Raw genomic sequence first — 17,243 nt, 5'->3', positions numbered from 1 at the left:
AGGTTATTCGGTTTCCTGCGAATGGCGTTTTGCTTTTACGCGCTCGAACCACTCCAGTTCCCAGTCGGCCAGCGGCTTGTCCGGTGCTTCGTCGGCAGGGGAGGAGTCCGTGCTGCACTGCTTTTCGAGGAAAGCGAACAGCGCGGTCTGTAAGTAGGAGGCCGGGTTTTTGATGCGGCTGAAATCCAGCGTGGTGCTGTCGAGGAAGCGCTCCACGCTTTCCGAGGAAATCATCTGCGCGACAGTTTCGCGGCGCTCCTGCGTGACCGCAGCGCCCTTGATGAACAGCTTGTCTGCGTACTTGATGTTGCAGACTGCCGTCACGACCGTTCCGGTCAGCTCGCTGCCAAACTGACGGCGGAGCGTGACGGCGTTGATCTGCTGCTCGATCTGCCTGCGCAGCCTGCGGCGGACGGCACGCGGCTTGTCCTTTTTGTTAACACACACGTTTTTACGGATGCGGGAAACCTGCGTTTTGATCTTCGCAAGGAAGGCGGATTTTGAACTTCTCAGACTAAAAATTACTGTCTGGGATATACGCGCGGCGCTTGATCCATGCCGTGTGAACGTTCTCTTTATGATCTGCGGCTGCCCGCAGCCGACCGGTATTTCCTCGATCAACCGCCTTGATGGGTCGATATGCAGGACTTTTTTGTTATGTAAAGTTATAACGTTAAAAAGCTATGATGTTATAACGTTATAACGCTATAACGTTAGGTTGCGGTGCATTTCTATTTTGGTGCATATTTTATACTTGACGATTCAAAGTGCATTCTGTGTACTGTATACATTGAATTAAGCAAAGGAGTAGTAGAATGGCTTTACAGGCACTCAAGAAAAGGGAGTCTTTTCGGATAAAGCCTATCAGATGCTGCGCGAGGCAATTCTGACCGGAGAACTCAAGCCGGGCGAACAGCTTACCGAAGAAGCACTTTCCGCACAGCTTGGCATCAGCCGCACACAGTCTATTCGATACCGGCACGCTTCTTCCGGCTTCCGGCTGGAATAGATCCCACATTGATATCCGTACACCATTACCTTGAACAGCACTCGTGGATCGACCTTCGATTTCCGTCCTTTCGGCGAATAGGCGCGATACATAAATCTGTTCTGTGCCGCAGAAAATAGGACTGCACCGATTGCGCGGTCAAAGCTGATATGCTACAATGATATTACTAAAAAACGTGCATGGCACAAAAAATAGGAGTGATTGCATGGAGATCCGGCGAGAGGCATATCTGAACCAACTGATCGAGCGCAGGGACAACGGCATGATCAAGATCGTCACCGGCATACGGCGCTGCGGAAAATCCTATCTGCTGTTCACCATATTCAAGCGGTATCTGCTTGAAAGCGGCGTTCCGGAGGATCATATTATCGAGATCGCTTTGGACGGCATCGAGAACGAGGATCTGCGCGACCCCAAGGTATGCTTCCGCTATATCACGGATGCCATGCGCGGCGACGGGCCGTATTATCTTCTGCTCGATGAAGTGCAGTTCATGCCCCGGTTTGAGGAAGTTCTGAACAGCTTGCTGCGCATGAGCAATATCGACGTCTATGTGACCGGCAGCAACTCCAAGTTTCTTTCCAGCGACATCGTGACCGAATTTCGCGGCCGCGGTGACGAGATACGCATTCATCCGCTGTCGTTTGCAGAGTTCTATTCGGTCTGGGACGGCGACTTTGACGATGCCTGGGACGAATATATGCTCTACGGCGGTCTGCCGCAGGTGGTGAATTTTCAGAACGAACGCCAGAAGGCCGACTATCTGAAAAACATCTTTGCTAACGTCTATCTGAAGGATGTAATCGAGCGCAACCGCATTCAGAACGATGCGGAGATCAACATTCTGGTTGACGTTCTGGCATCTGCGATCGGCGCGCCGACCAACCCGTCTAAAATTGCGAACACCTTTGCAAGCGAGCGCCAGATGAGCTACACCAACAAGACCATTTCACAGCACATTGATTTTCTGGCAGATGCTTTTCTGATCGAGAAGGCGCAGCGCTATGACATCAAAGGGCGCAAGTATATCGGTGCCAATCTCAAATATTACTTCACTGATCTCGGTCTGCGCAACGCCCGGCTGAATTTCCGTCAGCAGGAGCCGACTCACATCATGGAGAACATCGTATATAATGAACTGTGCATTCGCGGTTATCATGTCGATGTGGGCATCGTTGAAACGTTCGGCAGGGACAGCAGCGGCAAACGCCTGCGCAAGCAGCTCGAAGTCGATTTCGTCGTCAATCAGGCGAGTCAGCGATATTATATCCAGGTTGCCTACGACCTCACCTCGGAGGAGAAGCAGGCGCAGGAATTCAACTCGCTCCGCCATATCCCGGACTCGTTCAAGAAAATCGTCATCGTAAACGGCGTCCGCAAACCGTGGCGCAACGATGAAGGCTTCGTTATCATGGGCATGAAGTATTTTCTCCTAAACGCAGACAGTCTGGAGTTTTAAGGCAATACCGCATAATTGAAAATGAGCGCTGCCGCCGAGGCAGACAGACAAGCCGGACTGTCGTGTTTTTATCTGCGGAAGCGTACCAAAATGGTAGAGGCGCCGCTGTATCTATGTGTATTTTACGTTTTTATGTTCCGATCAACCTGTTCGTATCGCTCTGCGGCAACGACCCGGCAACCGTAAAGACCGGCGGCGACACCATCATTATTGACCCGGATGCCAAGACCGAAGACGGCGATTCTTCACAGATTCCGAATCCGCTGACCAGCTATGAGTCCCTTGCAGAGCTTGCAAAGGCAGTCGGCTTTGACATCAAGACGCCGACCGTACCCGCTGGCTATCAGGCAGATGCGTATATCGACATTTCCGGCGAGCTGGCTGAGGTGTTCTATGTGAAGGGCGATGATACGCTCGTGTACCGCGTAAGCCGCGGCGAAGGCGATAACTCCGGCGACTATAACACCTATTCCAGCAAGAAAACCGTGGATGTGAACGGCGTTTCGGTCGAACTGCGCGGTAATGATAAGGTGAATGTGGCAACGTGGTCGAATGGCGGCTTTGCTTACTCTGTGTCCTCGGAGCAGGGAATCAGTGAGACAGAGGTCGCGGCGGTAGTCAGCAGCGCCTTATAAAAGAGTGAAGAGTGGAGATTTTCTCCACTCTTTCTCTTTTACAGTTATACAGAAAAAGAGTGGAAAGCGCTTCGCTCTCCACTCTTCAATCTTCACGCTATGAACTTAGTCAGCCCAGTACTTTGCAACATGTGCCTTGGTAACCTCAGCGGCCTTCTTGATATTCTCCTCGTTGGACAGCTTGTAGTAGTCCGGACGGAACACCTCCATGGTGCAAACGTCGCCTTCAAAGCCGATCTTCTTGAGGGTATCTGCGTAACGCTTGTGGTCGAGGCAGTCGCCCGGCTCGCCCGGCCACAGACGCTTCTCGTCGTTGTTGTAAGCAGCGCCGCACGGCATATTCTCCATGCCGTTCAGGTGCCATACGAAAATCTTCTTGCCGTCAGCCTTCTCGAGAGCAGCCCACTCGGAAGCCATTGCATGGAAGTGGTACTGGTCGAGGGTGATGCCGACGAGCGGATGATCTACCTCGGTAACGATGTCGTAAGCGTACTCGAAGCGGTTGATGGACATGGTCGGTGCGCCGCAGAACTCGATGGACAGCTTGATGCCGTGCGGCTCAACCTTCTTTACCATCTCCTTGAGGACTGCAACAGCATCAGCCTTGATCTCGTCAACGGTAGCCGGAACGGTCAGATCCATGGACGGAACAACAACGATCATCTTGCAGCCCAGCTTGTTGCAGTCTGCGATGATCTGGTCGAGCTTTGCCATAACGGCGTCCTTTTCCTCCTGGGTCTGCTTCATGTTGAAGAAGATCAGGGCGTTGTAGGACAGCATCTTCAGGTGATGCTTCGGGTCAGCGAACCATGCAGCCAGATCGTCGATGGTGTACTTGCCGGCAGCGATCTCGCGGTCGAGGCACTCGGACTGGATGTCGATGTAGTCAAAGCCGTACTTCTCGCACAGGTCGAGGTCTTCGAGTACGGAGTGGTTTTCGCAGAAACGGTTGCAGCCTTCGTTAAAACCGATTTTCATAGCAGTAACTCCTTTTAACGTATGAATTTCACGTTGTAAAACGCGGTATAGTGGTTAAGGTGATATGCAAGGGCAGTAAAGCAGGAAGCTCGGCCGCCCTTGCGAGTGAGTAGCAATGAATAGAAAATATGAGGTGGATTACTTCTTGTAGAAGTCCGGGGTGCCGCCGGTAACAACCTTCTCCGGCACACCGGAGGTCTGGGACTTAACCAGAGCGTCAGCGGTGATGGATGCAACGTAGCCGTCCCAAGCAGAGGAGCCGCCGGTCTCACCCTTGAGTGCGTGGTCAACCCAGTCCTGAATCTCTACATCGTAAGAATCGATGAAGCGCAGGATCCAGTTGTCCTCGATCTTGGTGGAAACCTCGTTAGCGTAGCGAACGGTCGGGAAGGACGGGCACGGCAGGTTTACAACGCCGTTCTCACATACAACCTCGCAGTTGATGTCGTAGCCGAAGCCGCAGTTTACGTTTACCTCGAGCATGTTGATGATGCCGCCCTTGGTCTTCATGATCATGATCTGCGGGTCCTTCAGCGCGTTCTTAACCTTGCTGTTGGTCTTCGGCATGATGCACTGAACCTCGTCCCACTCGTCGTTTACCAGCCACGGCAGAACGTCGATCTCGTGGATTGCGGTATCGGTAACAGCCATTGCGGTGGTGTAGTCATCGGCAACGCCGTCTGCACGGTGGGTGCACTTGATTACCATCGGGGCACCGAACTTGCCGGAATCGATCAGCTCCTTAACCTGACGGTAGCCGCGGTCGTAACGGCGCATGAAGCCAACCTGTACGAGGTGCTTGCCGCCTGCCATCTCGGCCTCAACGATCTCCTTGCCGTCAGCAGCGGTGTTAGCCAGCGGCTTCTCGGAGAATACCGGCTTGCCGGCCTTGATCGCTGCCAGAACCGGACCCTTGTGGAACTGACCCGGGGTGGTAACTACAACAGCGTTTACGTCCGGATCGTTGATTGCTTCGTTGAAATCGGTGTAAACCTTGGTGCCGGCGCCGGCGATCTCAGCGCCCTTCTTTGCACCTTCTTCAAATACGTCGCATACAGCAACGATGCGTGCATTGCGGATGCGGTTCTGGATACGCTCGATGTGCTCACGGCCGATCATGCCGCAGCCGATCAGTGCAATGTTCAGATTTTCCATGATAAAGCTCATCCTTTCAAAATATGCCGCTGTACGGCAGAGTTCAAGTCTAATGGATTATGTGCGAGTATTTCGGGAGTCGCAGCATTGCTGCGACCCCTGAAAACTCGGAAAGAGAAGAGAGATTGTGTGTGTCTGTTTTACGCGCGCTTTGCGTTCTTGCGCATGTCGAGTACAACCGAACCGACAATGATAACGCCCTTGACAATGTTGGTCATGTTATCGTCTACCTTCAGCATAACCAGACCGTTATTGATAACGCCAAGGATCAGGATACCTGCCAGAACACCGGATACACGGCAGATACCGCCGGTATGAGAGGTGCCGCCTACCGTTGCTGCCGCAATCGCATCCAGCTCGTAGTTCAAACCGGAGTTTGCCGGATCCGCAGAGCCTGCGCGGCCTGCCAGCAGCATACCAGCGATAGCAGCACACAGCGAGCACCAGATGTAAACCAGAATCAGGTTCTTCTCAACATTGATACCAGCTACGCGGGCCGCCTGATCGTTGCCGCCGATAGCATATACGTTCTTACCAAAGCGTGTCTGGGTCAGCAGGAATGCCGAGATTGCGAACATTACGAAAAAAACAACGATGATGATTGGGAATACGCCGCCAATACGGTACGCACCCAGGAAACGGAACTGCTCAGACAGGTTAGAAACCGGACGGTTCGTATACATTTTAGCACCTGCACGGCAAATCAACTGTGCACCGAGAGTAGCGATAAAAGGCGGGATTTTGGTATAAGCAATGATCGCGCCGTAGATTGCGCCAATGCCTGCACCAAGTGCCAGACCAATCAGGATAACCAACGGAGCTGGCAGAGTGCCCACACCCGGCAGAATGGCATTTGCATAGCCTTCTGGCTGCACGAGCGAAGCGGTGATGCACGCAACTAACGCAGCGGATGCGCCGATCGTCAGGTCGATACCTTTAGAAAGGATTGCGAACATAACGCCAAAGGCCATGATACCCTTGACTGCCTCACCGGAGAGCAGTGTCAGCAGGTTATCCACCGAGAAAAAGCTGGGCTGTGCGATACTCATAATGATGACCAACACGATCAATACCAGCCAGATTGAATTCTGGGACAAGAATTTCTTCGTATTAAATGTTTTCTGCATACCATGTACCTTCTTTCTTATTGTTCATCCGCAGCAGGCTGATATGGTATCTCGCTGGTTGCATATTTGAGAATCAGCTCACTCGAGAAGTCTTTGCGATCCAGGATAGCGGTCATAATGCCTTCGTGCATAACTACGATACGGTCGGACATACCCATGACCTCGGGCAGCTCACTCGAAATCATGATAATGGCCTTACCCTCACCGGCAAGCTTTGTGATAAGCGAATGAATCTCTGCCTTTGCACCAACATCAATACCGCGTGTCGGTTCGTCAACGATCAGAATATCCGGATTGGTCAGCAGCCAGCGCCCAACCAGCACCTTCTGCTGATTGCCGCCCGACAGATTCTGAATGGGCGTTTCGATAGACGGCGTTTTGGTGTTGAGTTTTTTAACGTATTCTTCGGTGTCTTCGCGCATTTTCTTATGATTCAGCGGGAATCCGTACTTTTTCAGGTTTGCCAGCACCGTATTATCCTGAATGCTCAGCAAGCCGACAATACCGTTGCCGCGCCGATCCTCTGTGAGCAGGCCAATCTTGTTGGCGATCGCATCCTCAGGAGACTTGATGTGCAGTTCCTGACCGTCTTTATAGATTTTGCCGCCTGTCATATGGCGCATGCCGAAGATTGCTTCCGCCGTCTCGGTGCGGCCCGCACCGACCAGACCCGCCATACCCAGAATTTCACCACGATGCAGTTCAAACGAAACATTTTTAACTGCGCGGCCGGCAGACAAATTTTCCACTTTAAGAATGGTTTCCCCGATCGGACACTCTACCTTGGGAAACATGTTGTTCACTTCGCGTCCAACCATCAACTGAATAACCTTGTCTACATTAAGGTTTTCCGCGCGATCCGTAGCGATGTATTCGCCGTCGCGATAAACCGTGATATCGTCCGAAATCCGGAAGATTTCGTCCATTTTGTGCGAGATATAAATGATAGCAACATTTTTTTCCTTGAGTTCTGCAATAATGCGAAACAAATGCTCGACCTCTGCATCGGTCAGCGAGGACGTAGGCTCGTCCATGATAACAATACGGCTGTCATAGGATACAGCCTTGGCAATCTCAACCATCTGCATCTTTGCAACGGTCAGGTTACCCATCTTCTCATCCGGATCAACGTCCAGATTCAGCTTGTTGAACAGCTCAATGCTGTCCTGCCGCATTTTTTTATGATCGATGATCAGTCCCTTGCGCGGTGCGCGTCCCAGCCACAGGTTTTCGCAAACGCTGCGCTCGGGAACCGGAGACAGCTCCTGATGGATCATGGAAATGCCGGAATTCAGTGCCTCAAGCGTATTTTTGAACTGGATCTCCTTGCCTTCAAATACAATCTTGCCGGATGTAGGCGGATGAATGCCGATTAGACATTTCATCAAGGTAGACTTGCCTGCGCCGTTTTCGCCCATCAGCGTATGAACGGTACCGGGCCGCACCTTGAGCTGTACGCCTTTCAGTGCGCGTACACCGGGGAATTCCTTGACAATATCGGTCATTTCGAGGATATATTCTTGGCTCACTGCTTTTCACCCCATTATCTTGTTTGATTTAGGAAAGGGACATCGTTTCAATGTCCCTTTCCTCCTGACTGTGTGCTTATTCGTAATCTGCTACATTGTCCGGGGTAACAGGTTCGAACGGTACCCAGCAAATATTGCCAGTCTCATCGGTTTCATAATTCGTACCATCGTTGATTGCCTTGCCCTCGATCAGATTAACTGCAGCCTTCACAGCGCCATAGCCCTGACCGTTGGCATCCTGGAATACGGTCATCGCGAGCGTACCATCCTTGATTGCCTGAATACCATCTACCGTTGCATCGATGCCAACGATCGGGATCGAAGTCGGATCCATGCCCTTAGCCTTCAGCGCCTCTACCGCACCAAGTGCCATCGCATCGTTGTTCGCGATGATGCAGTCAAATTCGGTGTTGCCCAGCAGCGGAGAAATCATGTCCATTGCGTTTGCACGGTCATAATCTGCAACCAGCGGAGCCGCCGCCTGCGTTGCCTTGATGCCATTGTCCTCCAATGCCTTCAGTACGGAAGCGGAGCGCTGTTCAGTATGTACCAGACCCAGCGTGCCCTGCAGCATCAGATACTTAATCTCGGTCTTACCCTTATCCTTGAAGTAATTAGCCAAAAATTCACCCTGATAGTAACCGGAGGTGTTCTCATTGGAAACAACCGCTACGGACTTGCCTGCTTCCAGAACGCTGGTATCGGACGGTGCGCGGTTAACGAAAACAACCTTCATATCACCGGCAGCCTCGATGCACTGCTGTGCCGTTGCGGCATCTACCAGATTGATCAGCACTGCGTCATCGCCTGCATTTTTAGCAGATTCGATAAACTGGAGCATCTTGCCGGTATCGTTCTGTGCGTCCTGCGAAGCGAGCGTAACGCCAAGCTCATCAGCCGCCGACTTTGAGCCAGCTTCCAACGTGCTCAGGAACTCATCACGCAGCGACATAATCAGCGTCATGCTATAGCCATCGCCCGATGCCTTGTCTCCACCCTGTGCGTTGCCATTCGAACCAGAACTGCCGCCGCAGCCTGCCAGCATGGATGCCATCATTGCCGATGCAATCAATCCTGCGAAAAGTCTTTTTTTCATTTGCTTTTACCTCATCTTTCTCAACTTTTTTCTTAGCCGTACACGTTCACATTTTGGAAAAATGCGATTTACGCTTGTCTTGATTTAGTTTTACACTCTTTTTCGATGTGCGTCAACCGGCTTTTTGAATTTTCACCAAACCGCACATACGAATCCTGTGAAAACTGGTGATTCTGTCTGCACAAAATTGTGATTTTATAGGCTTTGCACGACAGAGCGGGGGAATCGCTTATGCAAAACTACCCGCCTCAGATGCAGGATCCGGCTGTTAGTTCAATCTCATAACAACTCGGTATTTGTTTAATATTTCATGTATTTTGCTTGTTTTATGGCGTTTGCAGAAGATACATTGTACGAAAATATGAACAAAACACGGAGGGTCCGGAAAAGAGTGCATTTTTGCGTGCACGGCTCGAATAAGCAAAATCCGTACACGTGCACAATATTGTGAATACCGCTTTATTCACTTTAGATATAGACTTATTAGGGGTATTATGTTATGCTTTAACTATAAAAACGGGAAAGAACCGTTCTGACAGAGGTGATATCATATGGCAATTACCCTGAATCAAATTGCTGAGATTTGCGGTGTGTCCCGCGGTACAGTCGATCGGGCACTCCATAATAAAGGAAATGTTCGCCCTGCGGTGGCGGAGCGGATCAAGGCGGTAGCCAACGAATATGGCTACACCCCCAACCGTGCCGGACTGGCACTGTCCCGCGCATCGCATCCGATCCGCATCGGCGTGATCATTATTTCGGTGCAGACTCCGTTCATGCAGATCGTTCTGGATGCCGCCCGGCGCGAAGCCCGCCGTCTGGCTACGTTCAGCGTGGAGGTCATCTTCCGGCTGTCGCCCTCGCTCGATCCGGTCGAGCAGGTCTCGATGATCGAGGAGCTGGTCGAGCAGCATCATATCAGTGCGCTGGCGATCACGCCGCTCGACTGTCTGCTGGTCGAAACCAAGATCAATGAGCTGATCGACCAACGCGGAATACCGGTCGTTACGTTTAACACCGATCTTCCCAACATCCGTCGGCTGTGCTATGTCGGGCAGGAAAACCTTTCTTCCGGCCGTACAGTGGCCGAGCTGATGCGTCTGGTGACGCGGGAGAGCGGCACGGTGGTTACGATCAGTTCGTCCTGGATGTATCACAGTGCGTTCCGCGAACGTCTGAAGGGCTTTAAGGAGGAGCTGCTTACCCCCGATTCGTCGCTTCAGCTGCGGGAGGTCATGCTGCCGAACGATGACAGCAATGTGGTTTACGAGCATACGCTCCGTCTGCTGCAGGAGATTCCCGATCTGACCGGTATCTACGCGATCACACCGGGTTATGCGGGCGTATGCAGTGCGCTGGTCGATTCCGGCCGCGCACGGGGGGTGCACCTGATCATGCACGATGAGATCCCCGCCAACCTGTACGAGCTTCGGCGCGGTGTTGCGGATTTTGTCATCGGACAGGATGCGGTGCAGCAGGGCGCACTGCCGCTGTCCCTGTTGGCTGATTACATTCAACTCAAACAGCAGCCGCCGAAGGAGTTTTACCATACCGATATTCGGGTGCTACTGCGACACAATATCGAAAATTTGCTTTAATCCGGGTCAGGAGGTATTATGTCTGTTCTGCTTCCGACATTTCGCCGTGTCAGACTAACGCAGCAATGTGTGATTCATCCGCAGGATAAGGGCGGCAACTATCTGCCTTGCGCCTCGGAGGATTGGGTGCTGTTTGTTTCGCTTGCTGCAGACGGGGAGCAGATCATTCTGCGGACCGAGCACCGCTGTCTGCCGATCAAACCCGGCAGTGCGCTGCTGCTGCCGCCGAATGTCTGTCACGAGCTGCCGTTCGTACAGGCACCCTGTCTGATGCTGGAATTTTCCGCCGCGGATGACGGACAGGCGATGTTTGAGTTTCCGCAGTTACAGGGAACACCGGCATGGACGTTGCTGCAGCTGCTCTACTCGGAACAGACCACGGCTGCCGCCCGGACACCGCTTTTAGATGCGCTGCTGATGCAGATGGCGCCTATGGCGCATGGCTTCGAGCTGTGTGCGCCGGATGCCGCGTTTTCGCTTGCAACCGAGGTATTGCAGCATTTGAACCTGTGCTTTGCCGATGAGCTTTCGCTGACCGAGCTGACCAATCGGTTTCACGTTTCGACCAGCCACATGATCCATATGTTCAAGGCGCAGTTCGGCCTGCCGCCCATTCAGTATATGGTACGCCGCCGGATCGGGGAAGCGCAGCATCTGCTCCGCACAACGGAGGACAGTGCGGGCGATATTGGCGGTCGGGTCGGCATGATCAACCGCAATTACTTTTACCGGATGTTCAAGCGTCTGGTGGGGGTATCGCCAGTTCGATACCGCGAGGTCATTGGCGAACGCCCGGATATGCTGGCTTGAGGAAACGACTTTATGGGATCGAGAGGCGGTTGGAAAAACTAACGTTTTCCGAGCAGCCTCAGGCACTGTGATTTAGACACAGTGCCTTTCTTTTTGTCTGGTTGTCGGAAAATAGAAGGGGAAATTATACAGAGTTGCCATGGCGTTCCGATCCGGTTTCCGTGGTCTAAATAATCAAGACGGCGGAAACCTCTGAATCATACGCAAAACAACCGAGCGACTGCATTTTCAGCCGCTCGGTTGTTTTGCCTGCGTCGCTCCGCACGAATACCTTATTGTATATAGCGCCGTGCGGCGTCACGCCTGCCGCCGCTTTCTCTCCCGGATGAGCGTGGACTTGCTGATGCCGGTCAGCTTGACGACCTGCGCGTAGGAATGGTCCTCAAGCAGAGTCATCGCATGGTCAAGCTGCTCGGTGTCGAATTTCGGCGGCCGGCCCTCGCGGAAATCGGGGTCGGTTGCGCGCGCGACCGCCTTGCCCTCCTGCGTGCGCTGCACGATCATGTCGCGCTCGAACTGCGCGAACGACAGCAGCACGTTGCGCAGCAGCGTGTTGACCGAGTCGTCGGACAGGATACCGAGGTTCAATACGTTGATGGTCACGCCCTCGTCGATCATGTCGGTGATCATGCCGGACGCCTGCGACACCGACCGCGCCAGCCGGTCGAGCCTGGTGACGATCAGCACATCGCCGCGCCGCAGCTGCGCCCGCAGCCTGTCGAACTCCGGGCGCTCGATCTTCGTGCCGGTGAAGGTGTCCGTGTAGATTTTTTCCGCGCCCGCTGCCGTCAGCGCCGCCTGCTGCGCGTCCAGACTGTTGCCGTCGCGCGCCTGCGTTTTGGTGGATACTCTCGCGTAGCCGAATATCATGCCAATCCCTCCGTTTTCACGGTTTTGACACCGCGAGTTTTGAATATAGGTTTTGATACCCATATTATAGCTTATGCCACCGGGTTTTGCAACCGGTGTCGGAAGTTTTCAGTTTTGGAACCAGAACATAAGTTTTTGGCATTTCATTTTGAATCTCCAAAGCCGCAAATCATGCGGTAAAAACGCCCTCCCACAAAGGCGGTAGTACCGCCCGTGTGAGAGGGCAAAATAAAACGGCGATTTGATTATCATTTTGATCAATAATCGGATAAAACTGCTTAAAAACAGCAGAAATCATTTCATATTCTGCAATTTTGTAAAGTCAATTACCGCGACCCGGTAAGATCGGGCGGTAGTTTCACGGCAAAAAGCGATCATTTGCGCGTGCAAACTTTGCTGTCAATACGCCTGCGTACTCTCGCCGGAACAGATGAAGTCAGACAATATTTCAAAGCAAAAATGGTTCAAGCTGCCGAAAGGGTTTGCTGTCTGTGAATAGCAGGCGGCAAGTCCTTCAATTTTGCCTTGATCCTGCGATTGCTGTACTAGTCCGGACCTTCTTTTAGATAGCACGCAACACACCAGTGCCCTGCCAATTTTGGCAGGGCACTGGCTGCTTTATCGAGTATAGCAATATTTTTATGGACTATTTGCGGTTTTTCTCCTTGCGAATGCCGATCATACCGACGATCACAAAAAACGCGATCAATGCTTCGAGAAGCATCATCAGGAAATTTTCACCCATTGTTACTTCCCTCTTTTCTGTCCCAGACGACGGAATACGGTTTTCTCCAGCAGCAGTACAGCAAGCGCCCAGATCAACTGAATGCCAAAGGCTTGCGCTACAAATACATATCCTAAATCCATTTACTCTACCTCCGAAAGACCGTGCTTTTCACGTTCATAGATTGCGAACTGTTCGGACTCGAACCAGTCATCACTGCGGAAATAACCCTTGCGACCCGGCAGGATCAGATTGCCGATGATCTGCATGATCAGTGTGATTGCAAGAATGATCCAGATCATATTGATGTTTTCCATGCCGAGTACGGCTGGCAGAGAAGTAAAGGTCCAGACATTGGTAACGATCCAGGTCAATGCCATCGTTGCAACCGCCAGACCGGTGTTGCGCTTCCAGAACAGACCGATGATCAGGAAGAAGATGATCGGCAGCATCTGTGCAAACAGCCACTGGAACAGTACGATGACCGTAGGCAGGAACTGTGCCAGAATAGCGATGATCGCCGCACTGACGACCAGACCAATGCGGATATAACGGTTCTTTTCGGTGCCGGTCATATTCGGACGATACAGCGCAACGAAATCAACTGTGATCGTTGTAGCGCTGCTCATTACAAAGCTTGCAAAGGTGGAAAGAATACCGACGGTAAAGGCGATCAGGAACACAATAACCAGCCAGTGCGGCAGCTCGCCTACCAGCATAGCCATGGTCTGGGTCTTGGCATCCAGATGTTCATATGCCGGCATGGTATTTGCCACCAGTGCAACAACGGCCGAAGTTGCGGCTACGATACAATTGACCGGTCCGACCCACCATACGGTGTGGCGGATTGCCTTTTCGCTCTTTGCGGAGCAGGCAGTCTGCATGAGATACTGTCCCGACATATGGCAGAAGAAATTCGACATGACAAGCGGCAGCGCGATCGTAAAGAAATGCTGCATTCCACCGGTGATCGACAACATTTCCATCTTGCCGTTCGCCGCATAGTAATCGCGGATCGAGTTATAGCTTCCGTCGGGCAGCATTTTGCCGACCATGATAAATACCAGAATAACACCGATATACAGCACAACGATAAAGACCTGATTGAGCAGTGCGCCTTGCTTCATGCCACCGATCAGGATGTACATCAATGCAAGGATCGTAGCCACGATAACTGCCGAACGCAGTTCCATGCCGGTTACCGCGTTGATCGCAATGCCGAGCGCCTGAATCTCACAGCAGGCTACCGCAAAACCGACTACGATATTGAAGGCGCTGACGATAACGGCAAGCACCTTTCCGTACAGTTTTGTCAGCATTTCGCCTGTTGTAGTAACACGCATGCGACGAGCCCAGATCATAATGCTTGCCGCACCGAGACACAGGGCAAAGCCGTTGCCCATGGAATGCCAGAGAACGGAAAGTCCGGTTGTGTAAACGCCCTCATAGGTGCCGGTGATGTTGCCGCTGCCTAGCAGCGTCATACAAAGCGTTGAACCGACCGCAAACGCACCTAGACTGCGTCCGCCGGTTGCCATATCCAAAGTTTGATTCTGCTTCTTATTACTGCGATTGGTATACCAGCCGGCAATCAGCATGGCTGCTACGTTGAATACCACAACGCAGATAATAATGTCCCATTTCATCTTTTCATCATTGCCTCCTTCGTTTTGCATATTGTTTCAATGAAATATGTATATCAAAGGAAGACCGAAAATAACTTTCGGTCTGCCTGTGTTTTCAGCAGCCGGATATTACATACTCAGCAGCGCCTTTACCAGCACGCTCAGACCGCCGAGGATGAACACATAAATAATGATCCGCCGGATCTGGGTCTCGTCGATATGGCGGTCGATACAGCCGCCGATCCACATGCCGATGAGCGCCGCCGGAATGGACAGCGCCGCGATCTGCCAGCTCAGCGGCGTGAACACGCCGTTTGCGCCGTACACGATCATGCGGAAAATGTTCTCCACGAGGAACACGAAGCAGATACTGCCGCGGAATTCTCCTCTGCCCTTTGCGGTACGCTCCAGATAGACCAGAAACAGCAGATTGATCCCGAACAGTCCGCCCATCATACCGGACGCAAGGCAGATGACCGCCTGTGCGACGGCGTTCGGCTGCGATGAGCTGTTTTCCTTACGGGTGAGCATTTCCACGCCCAGACCCATGATGAACACACCGAGGACCGCTTTGAGGATCCACGGCGCGCTCACCTTGAGCAGCAGCGTGCCCGGGATCGTACCCAGCATGACCCAGAATGCGATCGGCGCGACCGTGCGCAGCGCCAGCGAATGCCGGTTCTTCCACACGATGACCGCGTTGAGGATCAGCGACACCGGCAGCAGCGCCGGTGTGATGTCCTTGTTGTCCAGCCGCATTGCCAAAAGCGGATTGGACAGCAGCGGATCACCGAAGCCGACCAGTCCCTTGACGATGTAGGCGATCATAATAACGACAAAGCTGTAAACCGCGATGGAAAGTGTCATGCTGTTTTCCTCCTTCCCGGCATGCTACCAGAGCGGAAACGTCTGTACGATAAAGCCCGAAGAGGCTTGTGCAATGAACAAAAATGCCATGAATACCATTGTCAGAAGGTATAAACCGATGAGTTTTGCCATATCACGCTGCCTCCTTTTGTGTGCTGTTTTCAGTGCGTCTGCTGTGCTGCTCCTGCGTTCCGGTCAGACATACTCCACTTTTGACATGGAACCGGAGCGCCGTCACAGGCACGGCAGACCTACAGAAATGACGTTGATTTACTTGATCCGCGCGATCTTCTTCGCCAGTTCCTTCTTCATTTCCATGTTGGACTGACGGGCGATCATAATGCGCTGTGCCTGCGGCGAGCCTGCGCCGTGCATGGACTCGGGCAGGTAGCCGACAGCAGCGGTGCCCATGGTCATGTTCTCGATCAGGCGCAGCAGACGCATGCGGTCCTCGGTCGGAACGGAAGCCACACCCTTGAGGTACTTCTCGATGTAATCGTGGGTTGCCGGGTTGCGGTAATCTGCCTCGGACGGCTGAGTAACCATGATGCCGCCGGCCAGATCCTGTGCCAGACGCGCGATCTCGTACGGGAAACGGGTGACATTCTGCTTGCAGACGTTCGCCAGAAGCAGATCGATCAGGTAGTTGCCGCTCTTGGTCTTGGTGCCCTGAGACGAGCATGCAATGCCGCAGCAGTACAGGGTTTCGTTCAGGTGGGTCATCTCGATCAGCTTATCCTTAACATGAGAAGCCTTTGCAGAGCCAGCCATCTCACCTGCCAGTGCGGTAGCGCCGATGAGCACATCGCCTACACCAACCTTGCAGCCGCCGTAGGACTGACGGTGATAGCCTGCAAAGCGCTCTACCATCATGCCTGCGAACTGGGTCTCGCCGTTGAGGAAAATCATGTCATTCGGGATAAATACACGGTCGAAAATAACCAGAACCTCGTGACCGCCGTAAACCTTGTTGCCGACATCAATGTCGTTGTATTCCTCGGTCTTGCGGGTGTCGCAGGACTGACGGCCCAGAATCAGGGTAATGCCTTCTGCGTCGGTCGGGCACGCGAAGGAAATCGCGTAGTCCTCGTCGCCTTCACGCATGGAAATGGTCGGCATAACCAGAACGTAATGGCTGTTCAGATAGCCGGTCTGGTGTGCCTTCGCGCCGGTAACATAAACACCGTCAGCGGTGCGCTCTACAACGTGCAGGAACAGGTCGGGATCCGCCTGCTTGGACGGGGACAGTCCACGGTCGCCCTTGACGTCGGTCATGGCGCCGTCAACACCCCAGTCATTGTTCTGCACATCGGTCCAGAACTTGACGAAATTCTCGTGATACTTGGTGCTGCAAGCTTCATCGGTCTCGAACGTAGTCGAATAAACCGCATTTGCTGCGTCCATGCCGACACAGCGCTGGAAGCACGCTGCGGTCTTCTGACCGAGCAGACGCTGCATCTTTACCTTCTTAATGAGATCGTCCGTAGACTGGTGCAGATGGGTAAAACGGTTTACCTTTTTGCCGGTCAGGTTGGACGTTGCCGTCATCAGATCTTCGTACTGCGGGTCCTCTGCCAGCTCGTACGTTGCCGCAAACGAGTTGAGCGACGGACGAACGATCGGATTGTCCACGACGTTCTCGACCTTCTTGCCGAAGCTGTACAGGTTGAGGTTCAGCTTGCGCAGGGACTCGATATACTGGTCTTTTGTCATCATAAGGATTCCTTCTTTCTTATCCCGGAACAGATTTCCCTGCATTTT

At 52.7% G+C, this 17,243-nt stretch carries 14 protein-coding genes and 1 pseudogene; 5 read left to right on the top strand and 10 right to left on the bottom strand.

Going from position 1 to position 17,243, the window contains the following annotated elements; translation table 11 throughout:
* Positions 1–3 precede the first annotated feature (3 nt).
* Entirely contained in the window at positions 4–447 is a 444-nt protein-coding gene (locus DW088_RS14570; RefSeq protein ID WP_118361662.1) for a hypothetical protein, read from the bottom strand.
* A 415-nt stretch (positions 448–862) separates the two neighbouring features.
* Here DW088_RS14570 and DW088_RS14565 point away from each other — a divergent pair.
* The 3 genes and pseudogenes from DW088_RS14565 to DW088_RS14550 all read left to right on the top strand — a co-directional run.
* Positions 863–1,009: pseudogene (locus DW088_RS14565) on the top strand (GntR family transcriptional regulator); the annotation flags it as partial.
* Between the two features lie 205 nt (positions 1,010–1,214).
* Positions 1,215–2,468 carry an ATP-binding protein gene (locus tag DW088_RS14555; protein ID WP_118361658.1) on the top strand — a complete coding sequence of 418 codons (1,254 nt, stop codon included), beginning with the start codon at positions 1,215–1,217 and terminating at the stop codon, positions 2,466–2,468.
* 113 nt (positions 2,469–2,581) lie between these two features.
* A complete protein-coding gene (locus tag DW088_RS14550) occupies positions 2,582–3,103 on the top strand; it encodes a DUF4367 domain-containing protein (RefSeq protein WP_118361656.1) in 522 nt (173 codons plus the stop codon).
* A 105-nt stretch (positions 3,104–3,208) separates the two neighbouring features.
* Here DW088_RS14550 and DW088_RS14545 read toward each other — a convergent pair whose 3' ends face one another.
* The 5 genes from DW088_RS14545 to DW088_RS14525 all read right to left on the bottom strand — a co-directional run bounded on the left by DW088_RS14545 (position 3,209) and on the right by DW088_RS14525 (position 8,988).
* Positions 3,209–4,081, bottom strand: coding sequence for a sugar phosphate isomerase/epimerase family protein (locus tag DW088_RS14545; RefSeq protein ID WP_118361654.1), 873 nt, complete (start codon positions 4,079–4,081; stop codon positions 3,209–3,211).
* 138 nt (positions 4,082–4,219) lie between these two features.
* A complete protein-coding gene (locus DW088_RS14540; RefSeq protein WP_117752216.1) occupies positions 4,220–5,236 on the bottom strand; it encodes a Gfo/Idh/MocA family protein in 1,017 nt (338 codons plus the stop codon).
* 140 nt (positions 5,237–5,376) lie between these two features.
* A complete protein-coding gene (locus DW088_RS14535) occupies positions 5,377–6,363 on the bottom strand; it encodes an ABC transporter permease (RefSeq protein ID WP_117491888.1) in 987 nt (328 codons plus the stop codon).
* Positions 6,364–6,380: 17 nt separating this feature from the next.
* Complete coding sequence (locus tag DW088_RS14530) at positions 6,381–7,868, bottom strand: sugar ABC transporter ATP-binding protein (RefSeq protein ID WP_117491890.1); 1,488 nt, start codon at positions 7,866–7,868, stop codon at positions 6,381–6,383.
* A 100-nt stretch (positions 7,869–7,968) separates the two neighbouring features.
* Positions 7,969–8,988, bottom strand: a complete 1,020-nt coding sequence (locus DW088_RS14525; protein WP_118361652.1) for a sugar ABC transporter substrate-binding protein — start codon at positions 8,986–8,988, stop codon at positions 7,969–7,971.
* Positions 8,989–9,539: 551 nt separating this feature from the next.
* Between DW088_RS14525 and DW088_RS14520 the strand changes: the two genes are divergently transcribed.
* Both DW088_RS14520 and DW088_RS14515 read left to right on the top strand, forming a co-directional pair.
* A complete protein-coding gene (locus DW088_RS14520) occupies positions 9,540–10,586 on the top strand; it encodes a LacI family DNA-binding transcriptional regulator (RefSeq protein ID WP_118361650.1) in 1,047 nt (348 codons plus the stop codon).
* An 18-nt stretch (positions 10,587–10,604) separates the two neighbouring features.
* On the top strand, positions 10,605–11,396 hold the full coding sequence (locus DW088_RS14515) for a helix-turn-helix domain-containing protein (protein WP_118361648.1): 792 nt from the start codon (positions 10,605–10,607) through the stop codon (positions 11,394–11,396).
* A 297-nt stretch (positions 11,397–11,693) separates the two neighbouring features.
* Here the strand turns inward: DW088_RS14515 and DW088_RS14510 are convergent, their stop codons facing one another.
* The 4 genes from DW088_RS14510 to DW088_RS14495 form a co-directional block, all read right to left on the bottom strand.
* Positions 11,694–12,266, bottom strand: coding sequence for a recombinase family protein (locus DW088_RS14510; RefSeq protein ID WP_118361646.1), 573 nt, complete (start codon positions 12,264–12,266; stop codon positions 11,694–11,696).
* 867 nt (positions 12,267–13,133) lie between these two features.
* A complete protein-coding gene (locus DW088_RS14505; protein WP_158574717.1) occupies positions 13,134–14,636 on the bottom strand; it encodes a sodium:solute symporter family protein in 1,503 nt (500 codons plus the stop codon).
* Positions 14,637–14,744: 108 nt separating this feature from the next.
* Positions 14,745–15,482, bottom strand: a complete 738-nt coding sequence (locus DW088_RS14500) for a sulfite exporter TauE/SafE family protein (RefSeq protein ID WP_118361642.1) — start codon at positions 15,480–15,482, stop codon at positions 14,745–14,747.
* 270 nt (positions 15,483–15,752) lie between these two features.
* The gene (locus tag DW088_RS14495; protein ID WP_442861193.1) at positions 15,753–17,198 is read right to left on the bottom strand and encodes a 4-hydroxyphenylacetate 3-hydroxylase family protein; all 1,446 of its coding nucleotides are present in this window, start codon (positions 17,196–17,198) and stop codon (positions 15,753–15,755) included.
* Between the last annotated feature and the right edge of the window lie 45 nt (positions 17,199–17,243).

This window comes from Butyricicoccus sp. AM05-1, from assembly GCF_003474415.1.
Classification (GTDB): domain Bacteria; phylum Bacillota; class Clostridia; order Oscillospirales; family Butyricicoccaceae; genus Agathobaculum; species Agathobaculum butyriciproducens.
The sequence above is the reverse complement of the archived record's forward strand: the minus strand, read 5'-3'. Positions and strand labels throughout refer to the sequence as shown.

Excerpts from the sequence above, each read along its gene's own strand:
- DW088_RS14550 (WP_118361656.1), top strand. The coding sequence starts at position 2,582 with ATGTGTATTTTACGTTTTTATGTTCCGATCAACCTGTTCGTATCGCTC.
- DW088_RS14555 (WP_118361658.1), top strand. The coding sequence starts at position 1,215 with ATGGAGATCCGGCGAGAGGCATATCTGAACCAACTGATCGAGCGCAGG.
- DW088_RS14535 (WP_117491888.1), bottom strand. The coding sequence starts at position 6,363 with ATGCAGAAAACATTTAATACGAAGAAATTCTTGTCCCAGAATTCAATC.
- DW088_RS14505 (WP_158574717.1), bottom strand. The coding sequence starts at position 14,636 with ATGAAATGGGACATTATTATCTGCGTTGTGGTATTCAACGTAGCAGCC.
- DW088_RS14545 (WP_118361654.1), bottom strand. The coding sequence starts at position 4,081 with ATGAAAATCGGTTTTAACGAAGGCTGCAACCGTTTCTGCGAAAACCAC.
- DW088_RS14530 (WP_117491890.1), bottom strand. The coding sequence starts at position 7,868 with ATGACCGATATTGTCAAGGAATTCCCCGGTGTACGCGCACTGAAAGGC.
- DW088_RS14500 (WP_118361642.1), bottom strand. The coding sequence starts at position 15,482 with ATGACACTTTCCATCGCGGTTTACAGCTTTGTCGTTATTATGATCGCC.
- DW088_RS14510 (WP_118361646.1), bottom strand. The coding sequence starts at position 12,266 with ATGATATTCGGCTACGCGAGAGTATCCACCAAAACGCAGGCGCGCGAC.
- DW088_RS14520 (WP_118361650.1), top strand. The coding sequence starts at position 9,540 with ATGGCAATTACCCTGAATCAAATTGCTGAGATTTGCGGTGTGTCCCGC.
- DW088_RS14525 (WP_118361652.1), bottom strand. The coding sequence starts at position 8,988 with ATGAAAAAAAGACTTTTCGCAGGATTGATTGCATCGGCAATGATGGCA.
- DW088_RS14495 (WP_442861193.1), bottom strand. The coding sequence starts at position 17,198 with ATGATGACAAAAGACCAGTATATCGAGTCCCTGCGCAAGCTGAACCTC.
- DW088_RS14515 (WP_118361648.1), top strand. The coding sequence starts at position 10,605 with ATGTCTGTTCTGCTTCCGACATTTCGCCGTGTCAGACTAACGCAGCAA.
- DW088_RS14540 (WP_117752216.1), bottom strand. The coding sequence starts at position 5,236 with ATGGAAAATCTGAACATTGCACTGATCGGCTGCGGCATGATCGGCCGT.